A 22,752-nucleotide genomic window follows, 5' to 3' on the forward strand; every position below is an offset into this window, starting at 1 on the left:
CCCGGTCGGCCGGGAGGGGCGCCTCTTTGCTCGAGAGGAACCCCACCCGGCCGGGGGGTGCGCGCCGCCCCCGTCCCCACGGTGCGGCGCGAGCAGGCCACCGTCCGGTCATCCCGTGGACGGCGGCCCGGGTCTCAGCTCAGCCCGAGTGCCGGAAGCAGGGCGGCCTCCACGAAGCGGACCAGGTAGTCCGGGTCGGCGTACTCGCCGTCGATGACGGGCCGGGCCCGGATGACGCCGAACATCTGGGCCGGGATGTACTCCAGCGCCGGGTGCCCGTCGGCGATCTCCCCCCGGTCGACCCCCCGCTGGAGGATGTGCCTCAGTGCGGCGATCTCCGGGTCGATGAGCGCCTCACGCAGGGCCTGCGCGAGCTCCGCGTCCTGGGTGACGGCGTGGCCGAGGGCCTGGTGCAGCTTGGTGTCCTGCATCGACCACCGGCCCGCGGCCCGGGCGGCCTCGCGCAGGTCTTCGGCGAGCGAACCGGTGTCGATCCCGTCGAACTTCGACCTGCGGCGGGAGCGCAGGGCGGCCACCACGAACTGGGGCTTGGTCTTCCACTGCCGGTAGAGGGTGGACTTGCTGCAGCGGGTGCTGGCGGCCACGCCCTCCATGGTCACGGCTTCGTATCCGCATTCGCGGACCTGTTCGAGCACGGCGTCGAAGAACTCCTGCTCACGCTCGGGCGTGATCTTGGAGCGGCGCGAGGCGGCGACCGTCTCCGGTCCGTCCGCGGCCTGCGACGTCATCAGCTCTCCCCTTCACTCGCTCCGCCGGCCGGGCCTGCTGCACGGCCGCCGCGTTTCATTCCCGGATTCCAGTGTGTCGTATGTCAATCGAAACGCCAGTGTACCGGTACCCGACCGTATCGGTACACTGGCGTATCGGTACGGTGTCGTACCGATGAGTTTTGGAATCGGAACGGGTCACCACCTCGTTCGGATTCACCACCTGCACCACCGCCAGCGAAAGGGCCGGGGGAATGAATGCCCGCACCGAGCCTTCAAAAGCGGAGCCGGGCGCCACAGCGCGGCCGCCGCTCGTCCGTGAGCTCCTGCTCGTCGTAGGACTCTTCCTCGTCTACAAGTTCGGCCGGCAACTGGTCACGGGCCACACCTCCGAGGCCTTCCGCAACGCCGACCGGGTGTGGGACTGGGAGCGGGCCCTGCACCTGCCCTCGGAGGGCTCGGCGCAGTCGCTGATGCTGCACGGCGACACCCTCGCGCACCTGGCGAACACCTACTACGCGACCGTTCACTTCCCGGCCACGGTCGCCTTCCTGGTCTGGCTGTACCTGAAGCGCCCCGCGCACTACGTCTGGGCCCGCCGCGTCCTGGCTGCCCTCACCGGCGCCGCCCTGGTACTGCACCTCGTCTTCCCGCTGGCCCCGCCCCGGATGCTCGCGGCGGCCGGTCTGGTCGACACCGCGAAGGTCTACGGCCCCTCGGTGTACGGCCCGCCGCAGACCGACACCCTCTCCAACCAGTTCGCCGCGATGCCCTCGCTGCACTTCGGGTGGGCGCTGATGGTGGCGATCGGCCTGATCGTGGCGACCCGCTCGCGCCAGCGTTGGCTGTGGCTGCTGCATCCGCTGGTAACCCTGCTGGTGATCGTCGGGACGGCGAACCACTACTGGATGGACGCGATCGTGGCCACGGCCCTGCTCGGCATCGCCCTGGCGGTCATCCAGGTGCCGCAGCGCACGGCCACGACCGCGGGCCGGGCGCAGGAGAAGCTCACCCCGGCCGAACCCGAGAAGAACGTCCTGGTCGGAGCGGCCCGATGAACGCCACCCTGCTCGCCCTGGCCCTCTCCCTGCTCTCCTCCGTCGCCTACGCTGCCGCCGCCGTCGCCCAGGAGCGCCTCGCCTCCCGCGACCCCGGCTCCGGTGTGCTGCGGATGCTGAGCTCGGGCGCCTGGTGGGGATCGGTCGCGCTCAACGCGGCGGCCGCGCTGCTGCACGTCGTCGCCCTCAAGTACGGCCCCCTGACCGTGGTCCAGCCGCTCGGCGCCCTCACCCTGGTCGCCGCGGTGCCATTGGGTGCGCGGATCGCGGGGCGCCGGGTCAGCACGACCGAGTGGCGGGGCACCGCGTACACCCTGGCCGGTCTCGCCTCGATCCTGGTGGTGGCGTCCGGGTCCTCGCCCGGGAGGGTGCTGAGCACCTCCGAGGCGGTGGCGGTGGCCGCCGTGACGGCGGCGCTGATCGGCCTCCTGGCCCGTCCGGGCGCCCGGCCCGGCATACGGCACGCCTCGGCGTCCGGGGTCGCGTCGGGCGTGGCCTCCGCGCTCACCCAGACCGTGACGGTGGCCGCGACGGACCGTTCCGAGTCGCTCCTCAGCGTCCAGGTGATCGGTGTGGCCCTGCTCGTGGCGGCCTTCGCCGCGGGCGGACTCCTGCTCTCCCAGACCGCCTACCGCGACGGACTGGGCGCCCCGCTGGCGGTGGTGACCCTGGCCAACCCGTTGGCCGCCGCGGTGATCGGCCTCTCCCTGCTGGGCGAGGGCCTGCGGGGCGGTGCGGCGGGCATGCTGCTCGCGCTGGCGGGAGCGGGCCTGGCGGCCTGGGGTGTGGTGCTGCTGACCCGCAGGCCACCGGTGCCGGCGGACGACGACCACCCGGTGGCGGCGGTGCTGGCCCTGGAGCCTTCGACCGCGTCCGTGGAACCGTCCCTGCGGGACATGACTGTGCCCCGGCAACAGGAGCCGGGGCACCTCACACCGCTCTAGACAGGCTCAGCCGAACCCGCGCGCGTCCTGCTTCAGCGCCGTGTCCACGGTCAACGCGGTGGCGACGACCAGGCTCAACAGCGGCTCGGGCAGCTGGTAGTGAATCTGCAGCACGTAGTTGTCCGCGGTCGTGAACATCGTCTTGGCGAGCCCCTCCCACGTCTTCGTGATCCGGGCCACCTCGTTCTCCGTGTGGTCGACGATCGCGAAGTTCCAGGCCCGCCAGTTCTCCGCCTTGATCGCGCCGACCTTCTGCCCGTTCACCATCAGCGCGAAGTTGATCTTCCCGATCATGTTCTGCTGGACGATCTCACCGACCGGCGAACCGTCCGGACGCTCCACGATCACCCGCGACTTGAAGATCTTCCCCGGCCGGGTGAGCAGCATGAGCGGCTGCCCGTGGGCGTCGCGGATCTCCAGCTTGATCTTCATGAACTGATCGATGCTGTAGAAGAACCGCACGATCTTGCGGAAGGCGCTCTGCCCGACCTGGGTGACGGAGCCGAGCTGGTTGCCGTTCTGATCCATGACCTTGTACTCGTTGGTCAGCTCGATCAGCTTGGCCTTCTGGTTGACCACGAGCACCGGCTCGGTGAACAGCGTGCCGCCGCCCGCCCCGCCCCCGCTGACCCCGGCCTGCTGCTGCACCTGACGCTGCACGCGCTGGTCGGGACCGGCCGACTGCTGAGGCATCTGCGGTGCCTGCTGGACCGGCGGGGCGGGTGGGGCCTGCACGGCCTGAGCGGTGCCCTGCCCCGCCCCCTGCTGGTCCTGGTGGGTGTGCTGGGTCCACTGCGCGCCGTCCCAGTACCGGAGCGTCTGGGCCGCTCCGTGCGGATCGGGGTACCAGCCTGCAGGTGTGTTCGAATGCGTGGTCACCGGGGCACACTACCCCGGGACCACTGCGATCCGGCCAGGTGAACGACAGCTCCGGCCGCGGCTTTACCTGGTGATGACGGCCGGATCGCTCACTCCGGTACGCCCGTTCTCGACATGTCCGGCGAATCGCCTCAGGAACGCCGGGTCGGCGTCGGAGGTGACCGTGAGGTCGTACCAGCGGCGGCTCCTGGCGAGGCGGAAGGTGTGCCGGGCGGTGGCGCCGGCCCGCACGGTGAAGGTCCTCGCGGGGTCGCCGTAGCCGCTCACGACCTTCAGACGGGCCGTGCCGGAGCCCTTGTTGGTGAAGGTCAGCTCGACGTCGTCGCCGGTGTGACGGGCGGTGACCTCGGGACCGGCGTTCTTGTTCGGCCCCTTGAAGACGCGCAGGAAACCGGCCGGGCCGTGCACGGTCAGGTCGTACGACCCCTTGGAGTACGCGGAGTTCCAGGTGTCCGAGACGGTCTTTCCGGCCTCGGTGGTGTAACTCCAGGGTCCGTCGGTGCGGTTGCCGGAGGTCACCAGGAAGGCGGCACCGGCCTTGGCGCCGGAGGCGAAGGTGAGCGTGAACCTGCCGTTCTTCGCGTCCACCGAACCGTCGACGCGCGGGGCGTACTTGAGCGGACGGGCGGGGCGCAGGCCGCGCTCCTGCTTCGGCAGGGCGCCGACGGCGGGCGGAACGGGCACGTAGTCCGGGTGGCGCTCGCGGTCCGGCGGCTCGTAGCCGTCGGTGTCCGGGAGGGCGACCGGCCTGGTGTCCTTGCGGGAGAAGTCGAAGGCGGCGGTCAGGTCGCCGCAGACGGTGCGCCGCCAGGGCGAGATGTTGGGCTCGTGGACGCCGAAGCGCCTCTCCAGGAAGCGGATGATCGAGGTGTGGTCGAGCGTCTCGGAGCAGACGTAACCGCCCTTGCTCCAGGGCGAGACGACGAGCATGGGTACGCGCTGGCCGAGGCCGTAGGGGCCGGCCGGGTGGCCGGTGTCGCCCTTGAACAGGTCGAGGGCGGGGTCGACGGTGGACTTGCCCTGCGCCGCGGAACCCGCCGGGAATGCGGGGACCACGTGGTCGAAGAAGCCGTCGTTCTCGTCGTAGGTGATGAACAGGGCCGTCTTCGCCCACACCTTCGGGTCGGAGGTGAGCGCGTCCAGGACCTGGGCGATGTACCAGGCGCCGTAGTTCGCGGGCCAGTTGGGGTGCTCGGTGAAGGCCTCGGGGGCGACGATCCAGGAGACCTGGGGCAGCTTCCCGGCCTTCACGTCGGCCTTCAGCCGGTCGAAGTAGCCCTCGCCCTTGGTGTAGTCGGTGCCGGTGCGGGCCTTGTCGTACAGCGGGTCGCCGGGCTTGGCGTTCCGGTACTGGTTGAAGTAGAGGAGCGAGTTGTCACCGTAGTTGCCGCGGTAGGCGTCCGGGATCCAGCCCCAGCTGCCGGCCGCGTCGAGGCCGTCGCCGACGTCCTGGTAGATCTTCCAGGAGACGCCGGCCTTCTCCAGGCGCTCGGGGTAGGTGGTCCAGCCGTAGCCGACCTCGTCGTTGCCGAGGACCGGGCCGCCGCCCTGGCCGTCGTTGCCCGTGTAACCCGTCCACATGTAGTAGCGGTTCGGGTCGGTCGAGCCGATGAACGAGCAGTGGTAGGCGTCGCAAATGGTGAACGAGTCGGCGAGGGCGTAGTGGAACGGGATGTCCTCACGGTTCAGATACGCCATCGTCGTGGACCCCTTGTTCGGGACCCACTTGTCGTACTTGCCCCCGTTGAAGGCGGCGTGTCCGTCGTTCCAGCCGTGCGGGAGGTCCTGGATGAACTGCAGGCCCAGATCGTCGGCTTCGGGGCGGAACGGCAGGATCTCCTTGCCGCCGGCGTCCGTCTGGTGCCACACGGACTTGCCGTTCTCCAACGTCACCGGGCGCGGGTCGCCGAAGCCGCGAACTCCCCTGAGCGAGCCGAAGTAGTGGTCGAAGGACCGGTTCTCCTGCATCAGGACGACGACGTGCTCGACGTCCTCGATCGTCCCCGTGCGGTGGTGGGCCGGAAGGGCGGCGGCGCGCTGGATGGTGTTCGACAGGGCGGTGAAGGCGGTGGTGGCGCCCGCGAGTTGCAGGAATCTGCGCCGGTTGACGTCGGACATGAGTGAGGGACCTCTCAATCCTGCGCATCGATGGCCCGAAGGTGACGGAAGGTGCGCGCAGCGAGTGTTCCAAGTGCACCAAACGTCAGGGAAGGGTCCGGTGTCGCTGATGTGAAAGTCGCGGGTGCGGGAGGTGTGCCGGACCTCGATCGGGGGATGGTCGCGATCATGACAGAGACGCCACTTCCGGACGCGCCGCCCACCAAACGGCCCGTACGCCAGCTGCTCGCCGCCTCCGTGGGCAATGCGGTCGAGTGGTACGACTGGTACGCCTACACGTTCCTGGCGACCTATATCGCCGCCGCGGTCTTCCCCAAGGGCGCGGACAACTCGCTGGTGCCGTTGCTGTCGACGTTCGCGGTATTCGCGGTGGGCTTCTTCATGCGGCCGGTCGGCGGGCTGCTGATGGGGGCGATAGCGGACCGCCACGGCCGGCGGGCCGCGCTGACGGTCACGATCCTGCTGATGGGCGGCAGCAGTCTGCTGGTCGGGCTGACACCCACGTACGCGGCGGTCGGCGTCCTCGCTCCGGTCGTGCTGGTGCTCGCGCGACTGCTCCAAGGGCTGTCCGTGGGCGGTGAGTTCGCGGCGTCGACGACCTTCCTCGTCGAGTCGGCGGGGCCCGGTCGGCGCGGGCTGTTCTCCAGCTTCCAGTACGTGTCCACCACGGCGGGGCAGCTCCTCGCGTCCGGGATCGCCACGCTGCTGGTGAACACGGTGAGCGAGGGCCGGATGGACGCCTGGGGGTGGCGGGTGCCGTTCGTGCTCGGGGCCATGCTGTCCCTGGTCGGGTTCTGGATCCGGCAGGGCGCCCAGGAGACCCGCAGCGAGGAGCAGCGGCGGGCGCCGCGTCCCGGGCTGCTGGACGGGTTGCGGCGCCATCCGCGCGAGTCCCTGCTGATCTGCGGGATCACGATGGGCGGCACCATCGCGTACTACACGTGGACGTCGTACCTGCCGACGTACGCCGAACTCAACGCCGGTGTCGACAAGTCCGACGCGTTGCTCGCGGGAACGATCTCGCTCGCCTTCTTCGGGGTGCTCCAGCCGCTGGGCGGGCTGCTGTCGGACCGCTTCGGGCGGCGGCCGCTGCTGCTCTTCTTCGGGGTGGGTTTCGCGCTGCTGAGCGTGCCGCTGCTGCACGCACTGCGGGACTCGTTCGTGGTGCTGCTGCTCGTGCAGTGCGCGGGGATGGTGCTGCTGACCGGGTTCACGTCGATCAGCGCGGCGGTGAACGCGGAGGTGTTCCCGGCGCGGGTGCGGGCGGCCGGGATCGGGTTCCCGTACTCCCTGACGGTGGCGTTGTTCGGCGGGACGGCACCGTATGTGGGCACGCTGTTCAAGCAGTTGGGGCACGCGGGACTGTTCCCCTGGTACGTGGCCGTCCTGTGCCTCGGCTCGTCACTGGTCTATCTGCGCCTCCCGGAGACCGCCCACGCGGAGCTGCGGCGCTAGCACCTGCTTCGCCACCGCTGTGCCCGCCCTCAGCGCGGCCACGGGATCGGCGGCCTCGTCGAGTTCGATCAGGACCGTGTCCGCGCCGGGAGTACCGGACATGGCGTCCGCCCAGCCCGCCCAGTCGACGATCCCCGTGCCCAACTCCGTCATGTACGGCTGCTGCTGGCTGTACACCGTGTCGTCGATCGTGAGGTGGACGTCGATCGGGCCGACCGCGTCCTTCCAGTGGGCCAGGGCGGTGCGCGGGGCGTGGCGGCGGGCCACCGCGACGGGGTCGCCGCCGCCCAGGGCGATGTGGCAGGAGTCGGGGCACAGCCACACGTAGCGCGGGTCGGTCAGGGCCATGAACAGGTCGATGTCCCGCTCGTACCAGAGGGTGCTGTGGGACTCGGTGTGGAAGGCCAGCCGCACCCCGTACCGGGACACCGCCTCGCCCACCGCGTGGGCGATGTCGGCCATGCGGGTCATGTAGGCGGCGTCGACGAAGAAGGGCGGTCGGGTGCCGTACGTCGTCCTCATCGGCAGCCCGGTGACGAGGACTTCGGCGCCGACCTCGGCGAGGAAGGCGGCGCGGCGCTCGGCGTCGGCGACGATCGCGGGGAGATTGTCGCCGTGCCGCCAGTCGGGGGCGTCGCTGTCGGCGACGAAGGCGCTGACCACGGCCAGGCCCCGCGCGGACAGTTCACGGCGGAACGCCTCCGCGCTGCCGAAGGCACGCAGGGCCGAGTCCGCGTCCCCGGGCGCGAACGTCAGCTCGATGCCGGTCACTTCGGTCTCGGCGAGGGTGTGCATGACCCGCTGCCAGAAGCGGTCCGGGTGATCCGCGGCCCAGGAGCGGACCGCGGCGGCGGAGTCGAGGTCCCAGAAACCGGGGTGGTAGAAGGTGATGACGTCGGTCGCGAAACGAGGGCTCATTCCGTTCCCCCGCGCGCGTTGTAGACGACGACCTCGTCCGACTCGTCAATTGCCTTGCGGTAGTTGCGGAACACCGTGAGCGCCTCGTCCCGCAGGACGTCGCCCACGACCTCGATGCCCCGGGTCTCGAACTGCTCGGCCCAGTCCGCGCCGAGCGGGCCCTCGTCGAACGTGGTGATCTCCTCCAGCTCCGGGCCCTGGCCGGCGACCACCAGGCCGCGTACCCCGGACCACATCGTGGCGCCGTAACACTGCACGCAGGGGCGCCAGTTGACGACCAGTTCGTGCGAGGGCAGGCCCTCGCCACCGAGGTCCCAGCTGCCGGTGGCCATCTGGGCGAGGCCGAGCGCGACGACCTCGGCGTGCGCGCTGGAGACTCCGCTGGACAGGACGACGTTCACGCCGACGGAGACGATCCGGCCGGAGTCGCGCTCGGCGACCAGTGCCGCGAACGGACCGCCGTTGCCCTCGCGCCAGTTGCGGTCGGCGAGGCGGTGCACGAGACGCATCCGGTCCTCGCGCAAGGGGACGGTGGCGGGCACGTCGGCGAGTTCGTCGTCGATCCAGGCGGGCAGGGCCACGCGGTATTCCTTGGCGATGTCGATCACTGGGCTGTTCCTCTCGGATGGTTCAGGTGCGTGCGGTGACGGCACGGGCGGCCCGTACCGCGGTGACGGCGCCGGTCAGGGTGACGTTGGCGGCCATTGCCGTGGGGACGACTCCGTTGCCCGCCAGATACAGGTTGTCGAAGCCCCACACCCGGCCGTCCGGGTCGCACACGCTGGTGCCGTCGTCGGTGACGCCTGCCCGGACCGTGCCGGTGAGATGCAGCGACGAGCCCGGCGGAAGCACCGTGGACTCGGTCGCCGGATCGAAGGGGCCGAACTCCTCGGCCACTGATCGGACTTCCTCCAGCGCCCGCCGGATCAGCGCACGGTCGGTCTCGGAGTAGTCGAACTCGACGCGGATGCGGGGCAGGCCGGCCAGGTCGCTCTCGCTCGCCGAGAACACCAGTCGGTTCTGCGGGCGCGACTCGACGGGCACGTACAGCGACAGGCCGACGGAGTGCGCGAGGGGCCGGCCGGTCTCGTCGACGTAGGTGCGGTTCATGATCTGGCCGTGGAAGGGCTGGGCGGGTCCGTTGCGTGGCAGCCACAGTGAGTCCGTGCTGAACTCGCCGGGGCGCGGCAGGGGCAGCACGTCGGGGTGGAGGCCGAACCGGTCGAGGTCGAGCAGGACACGGGCGGTGACGAAGGCGTGCTCGTTGAGGTGACGGCCCAGAGCCTCGGGGCGGATGCCGGAGGCGTACAGGAGTTGCGGGGTGCGCAGGGCGTCGGCGCACACCACCACGGTGTCGGCGCGGAGTTCGGTCTCGGTGCCGTCGGCGACGCGGCGCAGCCGGGCCCCGGTGACCCGGCCGGCGTCGCCTTGGATGAGTGCGGTCACCAGGGTGCCGGTGAGCAGGGTGAAGGCCGGATCACCGCCCGCCGCGAGTGCGGGGAGGATCGTCCCGGGTGCCGTGCGGGGCATGGGGCCCGAGGGTGTGGGCGTGACGGCCATGGGCATGGGCTGCGGGGCCCGGTCGGCGGGCCCGACACCGCCGTAGCGTCGGCGCAGGACGTCGAGGACGAGTTCGCCGACCTTGGTCGGGCCGATCGCGGCGGGGGTGACGGCGAGCAGGCGGTGTGCGGTGGCGAGGTCGGCCGCCCAGGCGTCGGGGTCGCCGAAGTCGAAGACCTCGTCCCCGGCGGGCCACGGGGTCGCGGCGGTCCAGTGGACGCCCATGCCGCCCGTGTTCCAGGCGAGCGCGGCCTGCGGCATCGCCTCGGCGTCCTGGCCGAAGGCGAGCGCGTGGAACATGCCGGGGGTCAGATCGGAGAGGCTGCCCGCGACCTCGCGGACCACCTCCGCTCCCGTGTACATGCCCTGGATGCCGGTGGCGACCCTTTCGTTGTAGCGGGACCACAGGTCGGGGTCGTCGAGGTCGTGCAGATGCCGTCCCGGCGTGCCGCCGATCGGGGTGCCGCCGTCGGCCATGGTGATGTGCAGGGCCGGATCGCTCTCGCGCAGGAGACGGGCCACGAGGGCTCCCATGATGCCGCTGCCCACGACGAGGACTTCGGTGCGGGGGGTGTGGGTCAACTGAACCTCCGGATAAGTGGGTTGTGGGGGTCAGTCGACCGGGGCGAGCGGTCCGAAGAGTTCGGTGTCCATGCGGTCCAGGGCGAGTTTCACCGCGCCGACGAGCGGGGCGTCGTGGCCGAGCGCGGTGGCGCGCAGTTCCACCGCGGGGGCGCGGGCGGCCCGCAGCGCGGCCCGCACCCGGGGCAGCAGGACGTCGGCCGCGTCCTCCAGGCCGCCGCCGAGGACGATCAGCGAGGGGGCGACCGTCCAGGACAGGGTGGTGAGGATCGACGCGATGTTCTCCACGAACTCGTCGACCTCGGCGAGTGCGGCGGCGTCGCCCTTGCGGGCTGCCTCGAAACGGGCCTGGGAGAGCGCGCGTTGGGCGGGCACAGGTGAGGTCAGGGCGGCTACGGGCCAGTCCTCGACCGAGCCGGCCGGCATCGAGGGGGCCTCGACGATCTCGCCCGCGGCGCCGTCGAGTCCGCGGTGCACGGCCCCCCGGATGAGAATGCCGAGGCCGGTCCGGTTGCCGAGCATCGCCCAGACGACGTTGTCGTGATCGGCGGCCACTCCCCGCCAACGCTCCGCCAGCGCGCCGAGGTTGGTGTCGTTGTCGGCGAACCAGGGCACCGGGACGCGGCGGCCGAGTTCCTCGGGCAGGTGCACGCCCTCCCAGCGCGTGGTGTGCACCAGGCGCCGTACGACTCCATCGTCGTCGATGGCACCGCCGCCCGCGATGGCCCCGGCGCGCAGCCGGTCCACCGAGCCGCCGGCGTCGTCGAGGGCGCGGAGGACCAGTTCGGCGGCGTCGTCGAGGGTGGTGTGCGGGTCCTTGTAGGCGCGCAGCGGCCGGTGGGCCCGGCCGAGGATGTGGCCGCGGACATCGGCGACGACGGCGGAGGCGTCGACGGTCGTGACGCGTACGGCCGCCAACAGGGCGTGTTCGGCCCGCAGTTCGTAGCGGCGGGCCGGGCGTCCGGCGCAGCCGCTGTGCGGCGTCCGGTCGAGTTCGGCGACCCAGCCCGCCTCGACGAGCGAGTCCAGGATCAGCTCGATCGTGCGGCGGGACAGGCCGGTCTGCGCGGAGAGTTCGGTGAGCTTGCGCGGTCCGGCCGACACCGCCAACGCCCGCAGGATCACTGAGGTGTTGACCCGCCGTACGGCACTCTGGTTCATCCCCGCCGTCAGCACGCGTCTCCTCCCGTCACCGGGTCGTACACGCCCCGGGTGTCGGCCGCGAGCGGTCGGCCGTACTCACGGGCCGGGTCGCCGAGCCGTCCCGCCGCCCTCCCCCAGGCCGGGGTCTGGCCGCGGACGAAGGTGACGAGGTCGGCGTGCATCCGGGCGGCCAGTTCGGCGGGCGGGTTCGGGCCGAGCGCCTCGGGGACGCCGGGCGCGTCGAGCACGTCGAAGAAGAAGGGGAGGTCGACGCAGTGGACGGCGCCGCCGAGGGCCGGGGAGGGCCATTCGAAGGAGTACAGCCAGGTACCGGAGGGTGCCTCGCGGCGGGCGGCCGCCGTGCGGGGGCACGCGGAACGGAACAGGGTGTCCGTGATCCGGGTGCCGGCCGCGCGCGACCCGCGCCCGCCGTCGCCGTCGAACTCGTCGCCCGTGGTGCCGAGCAGCAGCGGGACGTCCTGTCCGTGCCCGGCCAGCCCCTCGGCGAGCGGCAGCGGCAGGATGTCGTCGCCGACGACCGGGCCGAGCAGGAGTTGGTCGTCGTCCCTGCGCAGGTCGAGCACGCCCCGTTGCAGCAATTCCGGTGCGCACAGGGCGAATCCGGCTCGGGTGGGTGGCACGCCCAGGTGCTCGCCGAGCCGTGCCAGGAGGTCGCGGGTCCGGGCTGCGTCCACCTCGAACAGGCCGCCGGACAGGCTGACCGCCCGCTGGAACCGGCCGCGTCCGGCGGGTGACGACAGCAGTGCGAGCACCATCGCTCCCCCGGCCGACTGGCCCGCGACGGTGACCCGGTCAGGGTCGCCCCCGAACGCCGCGATGTTCTCCCGCACCCAGTCCAGCGCGAGGAGCACGTCCCGCAGCCCGAGGTTGGTGGGGACATCGTCCAGTAGGGCGAACCCGTCGACGCCGAGCCGGTAGCCGACGGTGACGGTGACGACTCCGTCGCGGGCGAAGGCGCGGCCGTCGTACCAGGGGCTGGCCGGGCTGCCCGCGAGGAAGCCGCCGCCGTGGATCCACACGAGCACCGGGCAGCCGTCCGCGTCGGGGGCCGTGACGGAGACGTTCAGTATGTCGTCGCCCGGCTCCGACGGTTCCGGGATGGTGGTCGTGGCGAACAGCGGCACGCGCTGCGCGGTGGCGCCGGGGCGGGAGGCGTCGTACGGCTGCGTGAAGGGCCCGCGTGGCAGCGGCGCGGCGAACCTCCGTGGGCCGGTGGGTGCTTCGGCGTACGGAATGCCCAAGAAGCGCCGCACGCTCCGGTGTCGGCGGCCGACGACGGTGCCCGTCGGAGTCCGGACGGTGACCGGCGTGCTCATCGCAGCCCCGTTCCCGCAATGCCCTGCACGAAGTACCGCTGCAGGAAGAGGAAGAGCACGAGGACCGGCAGCATCACGACGATCGCTCCGGCGAGCAGCAGGCCGTAGTCGGTGACGTGGGCGGCGGCCTGGCTGGTGGCGGCGAGGCCGACCGGGAGGGTGTAGGTGGACATGCTCTGGGCGACCACCAGCGGCCAGATGAAGTTGTTCCAGGAGTTGAGGAACGACATGATCGTGATCGTGGCGACGGCGGGGCCGGCCAGCGGCAGGAAGATCCTGAAGAAGATCCGGAACTCGCCCGCGCCGTCGATGCGGGCCGCTTCGATGAGTTCGTCGGGGACCGACAGGGCGTACTGGCGCACGATGAAGACCGACAGCGGAAGTGCCGCGCCGGGCAGGGCGATTCCGGTGAGGGTGTCCGCGAGGCCCAGGTCCACGGTGATCACGAACTGGGTGACGAACACCGCGGTGAACGGCACCATCATCGCCGCCATGACCGCGCCGAACGCGAACCGCCGGCCCCCGAAGTCGAGCTTGGCGAGGGCGTATCCGGCGGCCGACGCGGCCACGATGTTCCCGGCCACCACGATCAGCGCGACGACCACGCTGTTGACCAGGAACCGGCCGAAGCCCTGGGTCTCGAACAGCCGGGTGAAGTTGCCGAAGGTGAGGTGGTGCGGGATCAGGGCCCCGGGATCGGAGCGGATCTCGTCGAGGCTGCGCAGCGAGCCGCTCACGCCCCAGGCGAAGGGCAGCGTGGTGAGCAGGGCGCACAGCACGAGGGCGGCGTACAGGGCGGGGCGGGCGGCACGGTTCATGTGCGGGACCTCAGCAGCCGGAACTGGACGAGGCTCACCACGGTCACCAGCGCGAGCGTCACGAAGGATGCCGCCGAGGACATCCCGAACTCGCCCGCCCCGAACTGGCGGTAGGTGTACAGCGCCACCGACTCGGTGGAGCCGAGCGGGCCGCCGCCGGTGAGCAGGTAGGGCTCGTCGAAGACCTGGAGGTAGAAGACGGTCAGCAGGACGGAGACCATGAGCGTGGTGGGCAGCAGCAACGGCAGGGTGATGTGCCGGAGTTGGCGCCACCGGCCGGCCCCGTCGAGTGCGGCGGCCTCGTACACGTCCCGCGGGACGGCCTGGAGACCGGCGAGGAACAGCACCATCGCGATGCCGGAGTTGCGCCAGACGCCGAGCAGGATGACGACCGGCATGGCCAGGTGGGGGTCGTCCAGCCAGTTCGGTCCGGCGAATCCGACCGCGCCGAGCAGCTTGTTGACGGTGCCGTCGATGTGGAAGGCGTACTGCCAGATCAGTGCGACGGCAACGACGTTGGTGACGACGGGCGCGAAGAACACGGTGCGCAGGACACCGCGGAGCCGGCTGATGCCGGAGTTCAGCGCGAGGGCCAGGGTGAAGCCGATGCCCATCGTCAGGGGTACGCCCACGGCCACGAAGAGGGCGGTGTTGAGGATGTCCCGTACGAAGGTGTCGTCCTGGAACAGCCGCAGGTAGTTGTCGATGCCGGTGAAGTCGACGGCGAACGGGGTGCGCAGGTCGGCGCCGCGGATGTCGGTGATGCTCAGGGCGAGCGCGGCGACCGTGGGGATCGCCGTGTAGACCAGGAAGACAAGGCCGAAGGGGGCGAGGAAGAGCCAGGCGACGGCGGTGCGGCGGGCGCGGGACGTCCTGTGTGCCGCAGGCTTCGATACGGCCGTCGCCTTCTTGGTGGCCGGTGCGAGCGTCGTGGTCATCACTGCGTGCCCGTGCCGACGCTCTCGGCGTAGGCCTGGATGTTCGCGGCCGCCTTCGCCGCGGTCTGCTTGCCCTTGGCGACGGCCTCCACCTCCTTGCCCAGCCGGGTCGCGACCTGCTGCCACGTGCTGACCTGCGGGAAGGCGCGGGTGTTCTTGAGCTGGGTGAAGAAGGCGGCCAGCAGCGGCTGGTCCTTGATCGCCGGGTCGTCCCAGGCGGAGATGACGGCCGGCAGCGAGCCGTACGCCTTGTACTGCGCGACCTGTGTGCCGGGCTCGGCCAGGTGCCGGACGAGCTTCCAGGCGGCGTCCGTGTTGCCGCTGTCGGCGAGGACGCCCCAGGTGCCGCCCGCGGAGAAGGAGACGCTGCTCGACGCACCGGCGGGCAGCGGAGCGGTGGCGACATGGGAGGCGGTCCAGCCGCGCTTCTTGGCAGCGGTGTCGAGCTGGCCGATGACCCAGGGCCCGGTGATCATGCTCGCTGTCTTGCCGGAGACGAAGTACGGCTGTGCGTCCAGGAAGGTCGGCCCGCCCGTGTCCGCGGTCCCGGCGGTGAAGAAGGACGCGTTGTAGTCGAGGGCGTCGACCATCTGGGGCGTGTTCAGGTTCCACTTGCCGGCGGAGGTGACGAGGGAGCCTCCGGCCTGCCAGGCGTACATGGCGACGTCCTGGCCGTTGAAGATGTCCCATCCGATGTCGGCCCCGAGCGCGTGGGCCGCGCCGGCGCCCTGGAGGGCCTTGAGGAAGGGCTCCATGCCGGCCCAGGTGGTCGGCGCCTGGACGCCCGCCTTCTTGGCCAGATCCGATCGGTACACGAGCGCGTACGTGTACGCGTACCAGGGCACCGTGTAGGCCACGTCGTCCACGACTCCGGCGGCCCAGAGGCTCTTGAAGAAGCCGTCCGGATCCACCAGGCCGTCCGGCACCGGATGCAGGGTCGACGGGTTGAGGAACTGCGCCTGCGACTCGGGGAAGAACTGGGCGATGTCGGGTCCCTTGCCCGCCGCGATCGCCGCCTGGAGCTTGGTGTAGTACTCCGCGTTCGGGATCAGCGTGGTCTTCACGACCAGGTCGGGGTTGGCGGCCCTGAACGGCTTGACGACCGTGCCGAGCACGTCGGCGTCGCCCTGGGCGGCCCAGACGTTCACGGTGCCGGTGGCCGGGGACGCGTCGACCTTCTTGGCGGCGGAAGCGGCGGGCGCGTCGTTGTCGCGCCCGCAGCCGGCCAGGGGAAGCGCGGCGCCGAGCGCCATTCCGGCGGTCAGCCGCAGGGCGGTGCGACGGGAGAGGTTGGGCACGGGGACTCCTGTGACACGAGATTCCTCACGAGTACTGAGGGCGGTGGCGTGATGTGTCCCGACGCTATGAACCGCGTGTTTCGGCCACGTGGCGGTCCTCGCCCCGAATAATTTCGGAACTTGTAGCGAAATCGGCGTGACGAGGGCCCGGTGCGCAGCAGACGCGCACCGGGCCCTCGCCTTGCGGGGTGCCCCCTTACCTGTGACCGCCACTCGTGAACTTCTCGAAGACGTGGCTGAAGGCCCAGGTGTCCTGGGTGATGCCGGAGCAGGAGTCGGAGCCGCCGGTGCCCGGGCAGCCGCCGTTGTCGCGCTGGAGCGCCCAGAAGGAGAGCGTGTTGATCTGCTTGGCCTCGGCCCACTTCTCCACCGCGACCGCGTCCTCGACGGTGAAGGTCTCCTCGGGGCCGTAGTCGTCGATGCCGGGCATCTCGATGATGCCGATCATGCTCCACAGCTTGGCGGAGCTCTTGTGCGGGTGGAGCGCGGCGAGCTGGCCGTGCAGACCCTCGGCGGCCGACTGCGTGTCGGCGGCCATGTCGTGCGTGGCGCCGTCGTAGTAGTCGAAGGTCATGAGGTTGACGACGTCCACGCGCGCGCCGTTGTCGACGGCGTTCCGGAGCACGGCGAGACCGTTGGCCTCGAGGCCTTTCGTGAAGGTCGGGAGGGTGTAGGAGAACCGCACGGTGCGGCCGGTGCGTTCGGCCCAGCGCTGGACCTGGGCGATCGCCTTGTTGCGGCGGTCGATCCCGGCGGCGTTGTTGATCGAGTCGCCCTCGACGTCGAGGTCGATGCGGCTGATGCCGTACGTCGTCACGAGGCTCTTGAACACATCGGCGATGGCGTCGACGCTGGTGCAGCTGTCGGCCAGTTCGGTGCCGGTGGTGTCCGCGGACCAGCCGCCGAAGGAGGGGATGACGTCGCCGCCGCGCGCCTGGATGGCGGCGATGTCACGGCCGAAGGACGCCTTCGCGATCGGCTGGTCCGTCCGGCCGTTCCAGTAGGCGGTGCACGAACCCGCCGTGGCCGTCTGGAGGAAGGCCAGGGTGAGGTACTTGTTGCCGGAGGCGGCGGCGAGCGCGGCCGGGCTCTCGCCGGTCCACGACTCGACGTAGGGGGCGGACACATGGGCCGGCAGGGGCTTGCCGAAGGCCGCGGGCGAGGATGCCGGCGAGGGCGGGAGCGGCGCCGCGAGCGCGCCCCCTCCCCCGAGTCCGACGAGCCCTGCGGACAGCGCGCTGGCGCTCAGGCAGGACAGCAACGCACGAAGGTGACCAGGTCGTCTCACTGACGCTCCCAGGGGGAAAGGGCATGCGGGGACAGCGGAATGGCCGAACCGCGGGAAGAGGAACCGTGCCCATGATTGGACTAGACCACATAACTGTCAAGGTTCTTTACAGTTAGCTTGCCGAGCCCGCCCGGGCAGGGTGCCCGCGCCCTCGACCGCGAACTTCTGGTACAGGTGCGGGTAGGCGACGGTGCCGCCGGGGTAGTTCGCGAGGTGCGAGGCGAACTCCTGTGTCCCGAGCGCTGCGCGGAGGTGCCCGGTGGATTTCCGGACCGGTCCGGTCTCCTCCTTCTGCTGGTCGCGGAAGTGGGTGGACGCGTCGAGGTGGCCGAACGTGAACGTGGTCCTCCAAGAAAAACTGGCGTGTGGCGTGATCGGCCGCGGGCGTGTGGCGTTGTCCGTGCACAGCGAACCGTCGCCCGGGCACCACGTGATCGTCCGGGTCGTGGACGACGGCATCGGCGCATCTTCCACCGCTTCGAACGCCTTGGGCATCCCCGCCGACCTGCTGCCGCCGGCGGCAGCAGGCATCGGTCCGACCGTCGCCCGGGGCGTCGCCCCGGGCCCACGGCGGAGACATCACGACGGAATCCGACGGGCTGGGCAAGGGAGCAGCCTTCACCTTGCGCCTACCGCAGGATGCTCACTGACAGCCGGTCCACGAGTACGTCGGGCCGCATGGTCCGGCGACTACCGCACGCTCGGCGCGGACGATCGCATCGGGACGGTGCTCCGCGTCCAGGGGCCGGAACTCCTCCCCGCGCCGTACGTCCCCTCCTCGTGGTGGATCGGTCCGCCCGCCCCGGTCAGGGGCGTACCCGTCCCGCCCCGCCGAGTGGCGACGATCTCCGCCGCGATGGACAGGGCCGTCTCCTCGGGTGTGCGGGCACCGAGATCGAGTCCGATCGGCGACCGCAGCCGCGCCAACTCCCTTTCCGTCAGGCCCGCTTCACGCAGCCGTCGGTTCCGGTCGGCATGCGTGCGCCGTGAGCCCAGCGCGCCGACGAAGGCGGTCGGCATCCGCAGGGCCGCTTCCAGCAGGGGTACGTCGAACTTGGCGTCGTGGGTGAGCACGCACAGCACCGTGCGCGCGTCGGTCGCGGTGCCGCGCAGATAGCGGTGCGGCCAGTCGACCACGACCTCGTCGGCCTCCGGGAAGCGGGCCCTGGTGGCGAAGACGGGGCGGGCGTCGCACACGGTCACGTGGTAGCCGAGGAACTTGCCCACCCGTGCGAGGGCCGCGGCGAAGTCGATCGCCCCGAAGACGATCATGCGGGGCGGCGGCACACTCGACTCGACGAGCAAGGTCAGTCCGCCGGGGCAGCGCGAGCCGTCCGCCGACAGCTCGACCGTGCCGGTGCGGCCGGCGTCCAGCAGGGCGCGGGCTTCACCGGCCGCCGTACGGTCCAGCTCCGCGTGCCCGCCGAGTCCGCCGTCGTACGAGCCTGCTCCGGACCCCGGCCGGGAGGGCCCCGCTCCCGTTTCGCCCGGCCGCACCAGCAGGGCCGCGCCGAGGAGTTCGGCGGGGCCGCGTACGACGCGGGCGAGGGCTGCCGGCTCGTCCCGCGCGGCGGCCGACAGGGCCGACCGGAGCACCGACCGGGCCGACGCGTCCGTGCCGACCGGGGTGACCATGATGTCGATGGTCCCGCCGCAGGTCAGCCCGACCGCGAAGGCGTCCTCGTCGCTGTATCCGAACCGTTCGACGACCGTCTCACCGTCCTGGAGGGCCTGGACGCACAGGTCGTACACCGCTCCCTCCACGCAGCCGCCGGAGACCGAGCCGATGACCGTGCCCTCGCTGTCGACGGCGAGGGCGGCGCCGGGGCCGCGCGGGGCGCTGCCGCCGACGGCCACGACGGTGGCGACGGCGAACGCGCGGCCCTCCTCGATCCAGCGGTGCAGTTCCCCAGCGAGGTCAAGCACGGACGCCTGCCGTCAGGACGCGGTCGGGGCGGATCGGCAGGTCCCGGTGGCGTACGCCGGTCGCGTGCCAGACCGCGTTGGCCACGGCCGCGGCGGCGCCCACGATGCCGATCTCGCCGATGCCCTTGATGCCGACCGGGTCGTCGGGGTCCGGGTCGTCGATCCAGTCGGCCTCGATGGCCGGGACGTCGGCGTGGGCGGCGACGTGGTAGCCGGCGAGGTCGGCGCCGTAGTGGCTGCCCAGGGCCCGGTCGCGGACCGCCTCCTCGTGCAGGGCCATGGAGATGCCCCAGGTCATGCCGCCGACCAACTGGTTGCGGGCGGTGAGCGGGTTGACGATCCGGCCGGCCGCGAAGATGCCGAGCATGCGGCGCACGCGGACTTCACCGGTGGCGGGGTCCACGGCGACCTCGGCGAACTGGGCGCCGAAGGAGTGCCGTTCCTTCTGCGCGAGGGCGCCGATGGCCTCGGTGGTGTCCGACCGCACGGTGATCCCCTCCGGGGGGATGTCGGCGCCGAGGGCGAGCCGTTCCCGCAGTTCCCCGGCGGCGATCGTGACCGCCCAGGCCCAGGAGCGGGTGCCCATGGAACCGCCGGCGATGAACGCGGGGCCGAGGTCGCTGTCACCGATGTGCACGCGGATGTTTTCCGGTGCGGTCTCCAGGGCGTCGGCGGCGACGAGGGTGAGTGCGGTCCGGGCGCCGGTGCCGATGTCTGCGGCGTTGATCCCCACGGTGTAGGTGCCGTCCGCCTCCGCCGTCACCGCTGCCGTGGACGGGCCGGCGCCGGCCGGGAATGAGGCGGCCGCCGTGCCGGTGCCGAGCAGCCAGCGTCCCTCGCGGCGCAGGCCGGGGCGCGGGTCGCGGTCGGCCCAGCCGAACCTCCGGGCGCCTTCCCGGAAGCAGGCGATGAGGTTGCGGCCGCTGAACGGCAGCCCGGACACCGGGCCCGTCTCGGGGTCGTTGCGGGCGCGCAGTTCGATCGGGTCGAGGCCGCACTTCACGGCGAGTTCGTCCATCGCCGACTCCAGCGCGAACGACCCCGGTGCCTCGCCCGGAGCGCGCATGTACGTCGGGGTCGGCACGTCGAGTCGTACGAGCCGGTTGGCGGTGTGGTGGGCGTCGGCGCCGTACATGGTCCGGGCCGGGCCGGCGGCCGACTCGACGAACTCGTGCACGGTGGAGGTGGCGCTCAGCGAACGGTGCTCCAGCGCGCGCAGCCGGCCGTCGGCGTCGGCGCCGAGCCTGAGGCGCTGCCGGGTGGGGCTGCGGTAGCCGGTGAGGGAGAACATCTGACGGCGGGTCATGACCACGCGGACCGGGCGCTGCAGTTCGGTCGCGGCCATGGCGGCGGCCACCTGGTGGGCGCGGATGCCCTTGCTGCCGAAGCCGCCGCCGACGTGTTCGGAGCGCACCCGGACAGCGGACGGGTCGAGCGAGAACATCTGCGCGAGTTCGCTCGCGACCCAGAAGGTGCCCTGGTTGGAGTCGACGACGTCGAGCCGGCCGCCGTCCCAGCGGGCGGTGGCCGCGTGCGGCTCCATCATGGCGTGGTGCTCTTCCGGGGTGGTGTACTCGGCGTCCACGACGACGGCGGACGCGGCGAGTTCGGCCTCCAGGTCGCCCTTCTCGATCACCCCCGGCCCATGGAAGTCGACCGGGTACGCGTCGGGGTGCTCGCCGGTGAAGTCGACGTCGTGCGGCTCCTGTTCGTAGTGCACGACCAGCGCTTCGGCGGCCTCCCGGGCCTGTTCGGAGGTCTCGGCGACGACCAGCGCCACCGGCCAGCCCGCGTGCGGCACCCGGTCGTGCTGGAAGACGGTCGCGGTCGGGTCCGGGACGCCCAGCAGACCGACGTAGCCGGTCTCGACCCGTGGGGCGTTGCCGTGGTGCAGGACGGCGATCACGCCGGGCATGGCGAGGACGTCGGCGGTGTCGATGGAGCGGATGCGGCCACGGGCGACCGTGGACAGCGCCAGCCAGCCGTACGCGAGGTCGGCGAACGGGATCTCACCGGCGTAGCGGGCGGCTCCGGTGACCTTGTCGCGGCCCTCGACGCGGGTGTGCGCGGTGCCGACGGCGTTCTCGCGTGCTGTGGGGACGGTGGTCATCGGGCGGCCTCCTCGGCGAGTTCGGTCAGCACGGCCACGACGAGGTTGCGCATGAGGGTCACCTTGTACGCGTTGTGCAACAGCGGTTTCGCGGCGGCGAGTTCGGCGTCCGCGGCGGCGGCGAAGCTCCCGGCGTCGGCCGGCGCCCCGGTCAGGAGGCGCTCGGCCTCCGATGCGCGCCAGGGCCGGGCCGCGACCGCCCCGAAGGCGAGGCGCACCTCGCGTACGACGCCGTCCTGGACGTCGAGTGCGGCGGCGATCGAGCCGATGGCGAAGGCGTACGAGGCACGCTCGCGCACCTTGCGGTAGCGGGAGCGGGCGGCCACCGGAGCGGGTGGCAGGGTGACGCCGGTGATCAACGCGCCCGGCGGCAGCGCGGTCTCGCGGTGCGGGGTGTCGCCGACCGGCAGGTAGAAGTCGGCGAGGGGCAACTCACCCGGGCCGTCGGCGGTTTCGTAACTGACGACCGCGTCGAAGGCGGTCAGCGCGACGCCCATGTCCGAGGGGTGGGTCGCCACGCAGTGTTCGGAGGCGCCCAGGATGGCGTGGTTGTGGTGCTCGCCCTCGATCGCGGGGCAGCCGCTGCCGGGCACACGCTTGTTGCAGGGCTTGGTCACGTCGGTGAAGTAGCCGCAGCGGGTGCGCTGGAGCAGGTTGCCGCCGACGGTGGCCATGTTGCGCAGCTGACCGGAGGCGCCGGCCAGGACGGCCTGGGCCAACGCCGGGTAGCGGCGGCGGACTTCGGGGTGGGCGGCGAGGTCGCTGTTGGTGACGGTCGCGCCGATGCGCAGGCCGCCGTCCGCCGTCACCTCGATGTCGTCCAGCGGGAGTTCGCGGACGTCGACCAGGCGGGCGGGCCGCTCGACGCCGGTCTTCATCAGGTCGACGAGGTTGGTGCCGCCGGCGAGGAACCGGGCGTCGGGGTCGGCGTCCAGCAGGGCCAGGGCCCCGGAGACGTCGGGGGCCCGGTCGTAGCGGAACTCCCTCACGCTGCCGCCTCCTCGGACTTCGCTTCCGCCGCCCGGGCCACGGCCTGGACGATCGAGACGTACGCGCCGCAGCGGCACAGGTTGCCGCTCATCCGTTCCCGGATCTCCTCGGCGCTCAGGGGTGGTGGTCCGGCCTCGGGGCGGACGTCGTCGGTGACGGCGCTGGGCCAGCCGGCCGCGTGTTCCTCGATCACCGCGATCGCCGAACAGATCTGGCCGGGGGTGCAGTAGCCGCACTGGTAGCCGTCCAGGTCGAGGAACGCCTGCTGCACCGGGTGCAGCCGGTCCCCCTCGGCCATGCCCTCGATGGTGGTGATCTCGCGTCCCTCGGCGGCCACGGCGAGTTGCAGACAGGACACCGCCCGGCGCCCGTCGAGCAGCACCGTGCAGGCGCCGCACTGCCCCTGGTCGCAGCCCTTCTTGGTACCGGTCAGGTCGAGGCGCTCGCGCAGGGCGTCGAGCAGGGTGGTGCGGTGGTCGACGGGCAGGGTGTGCTTCTCGCCGTTGATGTTCAGGGTGATGTCACTGGACGTAGACGGTGGGGCTGGGGCCATGTTCAGCCTTCTTTCACGTGTCCCGGACACGTCGGGGCGTCGGTTCCGACGCTAGAGTGAGCTCAAGCGGACAATTGTCCGCTACCGATCCGAACGTAATGGACAGCTG

The 22,752-nt window shown here is 71.6% G+C and carries 20 protein-coding genes; 3 read left to right on the forward strand and 17 right to left on the reverse strand.

The genetic code is table 11. The features are described 5' to 3' along the window. Positions 1-134: 134 nt before the first annotated feature. The gene (locus ACZ39I_RS10725) at positions 135-749 is read right to left on the reverse strand and encodes a TetR/AcrR family transcriptional regulator (protein WP_467244116.1); all 615 of its coding nucleotides are present in this window, start codon (positions 747-749) and stop codon (positions 135-137) included. Positions 750-982: 233 nt separating this feature from the next. Between ACZ39I_RS10725 and ACZ39I_RS10730 the strand changes: the two genes are divergently transcribed. Both ACZ39I_RS10730 and ACZ39I_RS10735 read left to right on the forward strand, forming a co-directional pair. After that, positions 983-1,786, forward strand: coding sequence for a phosphatase PAP2 family protein (locus ACZ39I_RS10730; protein ID WP_467244117.1), 804 nt, complete (start codon positions 983-985; stop codon positions 1,784-1,786). After that, a complete protein-coding gene (locus ACZ39I_RS10735) occupies positions 1,783-2,730 on the forward strand; it encodes a DMT family protein (protein ID WP_467244118.1) in 948 nt (315 codons plus the stop codon). Before ACZ39I_RS10730 ends, ACZ39I_RS10735 begins: the two co-directional genes overlap by 4 nt. Before the next feature lie 6 nt (positions 2,731-2,736). On the opposite strand, the gene ACZ39I_RS10740 is transcribed toward ACZ39I_RS10735, so the two are convergent. Next, a complete protein-coding gene (locus ACZ39I_RS10740) occupies positions 2,737-3,609 on the reverse strand; it encodes an LURP-one-related family protein (protein WP_467244119.1) in 873 nt (290 codons plus the stop codon). A 63-nt stretch (positions 3,610-3,672) separates the two neighbouring features. After that, complete coding sequence (locus ACZ39I_RS10745; protein ID WP_467244121.1) at positions 3,673-5,727, reverse strand: phosphocholine-specific phospholipase C; 2,055 nt, start codon at positions 5,725-5,727, stop codon at positions 3,673-3,675. Positions 5,728-5,883: 156 nt separating this feature from the next. On the opposite strand from ACZ39I_RS10745, the gene ACZ39I_RS10750 reads away from it, so the two are divergent. Beyond that, on the forward strand, positions 5,884-7,182 hold the full coding sequence (locus ACZ39I_RS10750) for an MFS transporter (RefSeq protein WP_467244374.1): 1,299 nt from the start codon (positions 5,884-5,886) through the stop codon (positions 7,180-7,182). Here ACZ39I_RS10750 and ACZ39I_RS10755 read toward each other — a convergent pair. The 14 genes from ACZ39I_RS10755 to ACZ39I_RS10820 form a co-directional block, all read right to left on the reverse strand. Then, positions 7,129-8,100, reverse strand: a complete 972-nt coding sequence (locus tag ACZ39I_RS10755) for a sugar phosphate isomerase/epimerase family protein (protein WP_467244122.1) — start codon at positions 8,098-8,100, stop codon at positions 7,129-7,131. The two genes, ACZ39I_RS10750 and ACZ39I_RS10755, sit on opposite strands and share 54 nt — an antisense overlap. After that, a complete protein-coding gene (locus ACZ39I_RS10760; protein WP_467244124.1) occupies positions 8,097-8,708 on the reverse strand; it encodes a nucleoside deaminase in 612 nt (203 codons plus the stop codon). Before ACZ39I_RS10760 ends, ACZ39I_RS10755 begins: the two co-directional genes overlap by 4 nt. A gap of 22 nt (positions 8,709-8,730) precedes the next feature. Then, complete coding sequence (locus tag ACZ39I_RS10765; protein WP_467244126.1) at positions 8,731-10,242, reverse strand: GMC oxidoreductase; 1,512 nt, start codon at positions 10,240-10,242, stop codon at positions 8,731-8,733. A 30-nt stretch (positions 10,243-10,272) separates the two neighbouring features. After that, positions 10,273-11,418: an ROK family transcriptional regulator gene (locus ACZ39I_RS10770; protein WP_467244127.1), complete on the reverse strand. Its 1,146-nt coding sequence runs from the start codon at positions 11,416-11,418 to the stop codon at positions 10,273-10,275. Further along, on the reverse strand, positions 11,412-12,722 hold the full coding sequence (locus ACZ39I_RS10775) for a carboxylesterase family protein (protein ID WP_467244129.1): 1,311 nt from the start codon (positions 12,720-12,722) through the stop codon (positions 11,412-11,414). The genes ACZ39I_RS10770 and ACZ39I_RS10775 overlap by 7 nt, the downstream gene beginning before the upstream one ends. Continuing rightward, positions 12,719-13,540, reverse strand: coding sequence for a carbohydrate ABC transporter permease (locus ACZ39I_RS10780; protein ID WP_467244130.1), 822 nt, complete (start codon positions 13,538-13,540; stop codon positions 12,719-12,721). Before ACZ39I_RS10780 ends, ACZ39I_RS10775 begins: the two co-directional genes overlap by 4 nt. Next, entirely contained in the window at positions 13,537-14,478 is a 942-nt protein-coding gene (locus ACZ39I_RS10785) for a carbohydrate ABC transporter permease (protein ID WP_467244132.1), read from the reverse strand. The genes ACZ39I_RS10780 and ACZ39I_RS10785 overlap by 4 nt, the downstream gene beginning before the upstream one ends. Beyond that, positions 14,478-15,776 (reverse strand): extracellular solute-binding protein, encoded by a 1,299-nt coding sequence (locus ACZ39I_RS10790; RefSeq protein ID WP_467244134.1) that lies wholly within the window; start codon positions 15,774-15,776, stop codon positions 14,478-14,480. The genes ACZ39I_RS10785 and ACZ39I_RS10790 overlap by 1 nt, the downstream gene beginning before the upstream one ends. A gap of 196 nt (positions 15,777-15,972) precedes the next feature. Further along, positions 15,973-17,037 carry a chitinase gene (locus tag ACZ39I_RS10795; protein ID WP_467244136.1) on the reverse strand — a complete coding sequence of 355 codons (1,065 nt, stop codon included), beginning with the start codon at positions 17,035-17,037 and terminating at the stop codon, positions 15,973-15,975. Between the two features lie 123 nt (positions 17,038-17,160). After that, positions 17,161-17,595 carry a hypothetical protein gene (locus tag ACZ39I_RS10800; RefSeq protein WP_467244137.1) on the reverse strand — a complete coding sequence of 145 codons (435 nt, stop codon included), beginning with the start codon at positions 17,593-17,595 and terminating at the stop codon, positions 17,161-17,163. A gap of 159 nt (positions 17,596-17,754) precedes the next feature. Further along, positions 17,755-18,990 carry an XdhC family protein gene (locus ACZ39I_RS10805; RefSeq protein WP_467244138.1) on the reverse strand — a complete coding sequence of 412 codons (1,236 nt, stop codon included), beginning with the start codon at positions 18,988-18,990 and terminating at the stop codon, positions 17,755-17,757. Beyond that, entirely contained in the window at positions 18,983-21,100 is a 2,118-nt protein-coding gene (locus tag ACZ39I_RS10810; protein WP_467244139.1) for a xanthine dehydrogenase family protein molybdopterin-binding subunit, read from the reverse strand. The genes ACZ39I_RS10805 and ACZ39I_RS10810 overlap by 8 nt, the downstream gene beginning before the upstream one ends. Continuing rightward, on the reverse strand, positions 21,097-22,089 hold the full coding sequence (locus ACZ39I_RS10815) for an FAD binding domain-containing protein (protein WP_467244141.1): 993 nt from the start codon (positions 22,087-22,089) through the stop codon (positions 21,097-21,099). The genes ACZ39I_RS10810 and ACZ39I_RS10815 overlap by 4 nt, the downstream gene beginning before the upstream one ends. Further along, the gene (locus ACZ39I_RS10820) at positions 22,086-22,643 is read right to left on the reverse strand and encodes a 2Fe-2S iron-sulfur cluster-binding protein (RefSeq protein WP_403671487.1); all 558 of its coding nucleotides are present in this window, start codon (positions 22,641-22,643) and stop codon (positions 22,086-22,088) included. The genes ACZ39I_RS10815 and ACZ39I_RS10820 overlap by 4 nt, the downstream gene beginning before the upstream one ends. Positions 22,644-22,752: the final 109 nt, after the last annotated feature.

Source organism: Streptomyces sp. NPDC024687, from assembly GCF_055559055.1.